Genomic DNA, 1,660 nt, shown 5'->3' with positions numbered 1-1,660 from the left:
AGACGAAATGCGTAATCATTTGCCGCTGCGGTAGGCTGTCCCTTATTAGGGCCGCTCTTGAGCTTCTTGCGGGCTTCTTCGAACATACTTGCGGTGATTACACCTGCGCGTGCCTGATGCCACTCCTGACTGCCCTGTGGATCTGTAATTACGCGCACTTGGTTGCTCCTTCTGTCAAGGCTCGGTCAATACTCCATCCGTACTTATTAATCCGCATAGTTATAGTTGTTGGGCGAATACCTGTTCTTGAAGACCAGCCAGAAACTGTGTCTGTTATTCCACTGAAGGTAATAGTCATTTTTGTCGTCTTGAATATTGCCTCTCCGATAAAACCCTGAGACCTTCTTAGGTAAGCGGAAGCAGGTGTGCAGCCATAGATTTCGCACCACTCGACTAGCGTTTTCTTTATGCCGCCGATAGTCACGAAAATCGTGTTCCTGCGATTCATTACTTGCTCGTAATCCGTCGCCCATCGGCAATTTGTTGGACTGTACCCTTTATCGTTGTCGATGCGATCGATTGAATGGCCAGGCGAAGGCTTGCGCCCCATGTCATGAAGAAAGGCTGCAAAGGATTTACTCCACCTATCGCAGACTGTGATACCTCTACCCCCGTATTTCTCGTAACTCGTGCTCATAGGGTTTAAGCAACGAGTTTTCATGTCTGTCCATGTTCGGTACTCAGCGCTACTAGTTTCTCCGTGAGTAATAGAACCTGCGGCGCATCTGGATAGTGAGCACTTCGGGCAGTTGGTTGTTTTTCCTGACCTGATGGAATAGCCAGTTGATTTTCCTATGCGTCCGCAGTCGCATAAGTAAGACCAAATCGCATCTCTGCTTTTCGATGTTCCTACTCGTTCGATAACAGTCAAACCACCATATCGACGGCCCTTCATATCAACCAACTTCATTTGCTTCGCCCTCGTACGTGTTCGCTTCCACCGCCTTAAGCTCTTCGCCGCGCTGTTTGAAGGCTTCTTTGAACGAACTTAGCGTTGCGATGTTGTTGTGCTGCTTGAGAGCGATTAGCGCTGGCTGCCACAGCTCGCGAAGCCGTTCTAATGATTGGCAGGCATTCACCTTATCTACCCACTCCTGAAGGGCACTCGGGTGCTCTGGCGCGTCGCTTATGCCTTCGCCGCCTTCGGTATCTAGGTAGTTGATCGCTTCGCTCAGGCGGTCAGTTTTAGGCCAGTATTTGTAGGCCCGCTTGACTACTGTCTTTCGCGCCATCTCTCCCCAGTCAGTCGCCCATGGCCCCTTGCCGCCACGCTTGAATGACTCGCTGCGTGCGCGGATACCGTTAATTTCTTCGACGGTCATTGTGTCCGTCAGATAGTCGCCGTCGCTCGTTTTTACCGTGCAATAGACGCCTACTACATCGCCCCGGTCTGTGGCGAATGGTGAATACGTGTGGGTTGGTTGCTTGTCCAGCCCGTGCACCTCGAACGTGTCTTTCGAATAGACCAGCTTTGCCTGCCCCCAACGAATAGAGCCAGAAGACATTGCCAGCTCTAGCATTCCCATATAGCTAATGTCGAGACACACCGCGCCTTTCCGGGGTACTAGATAAGCCTGCTTTTTGGCTGGGTTGAGACTGATTCCGATGGCCGCAATGTTCGTAATTGCAGAAAGCAGCGACGGAAGGTTCTTTGCCGCTT

At 51.2% G+C, this 1,660-nt stretch carries 1 protein-coding gene; it reads right to left on the bottom strand.

What is annotated here, in order from left to right:
- Positions 1-896: 896 nt before the first annotated feature.
- On the bottom strand, positions 897-1,660 hold a 764-nt coding region (locus tag R84865_RS13215), incomplete at its 5' end, for a recombinase RecT (RefSeq protein WP_435639911.1).

The organism is Carnimonas bestiolae, from assembly GCF_051251145.1.
GTDB lineage: Bacteria > Pseudomonadota > Gammaproteobacteria > Pseudomonadales > Halomonadaceae > Carnimonas > Carnimonas bestiolae.
Note: the sequence above shows the minus strand (reverse complement) of the source record. Positions and strands in the feature narration are given on the sequence as shown.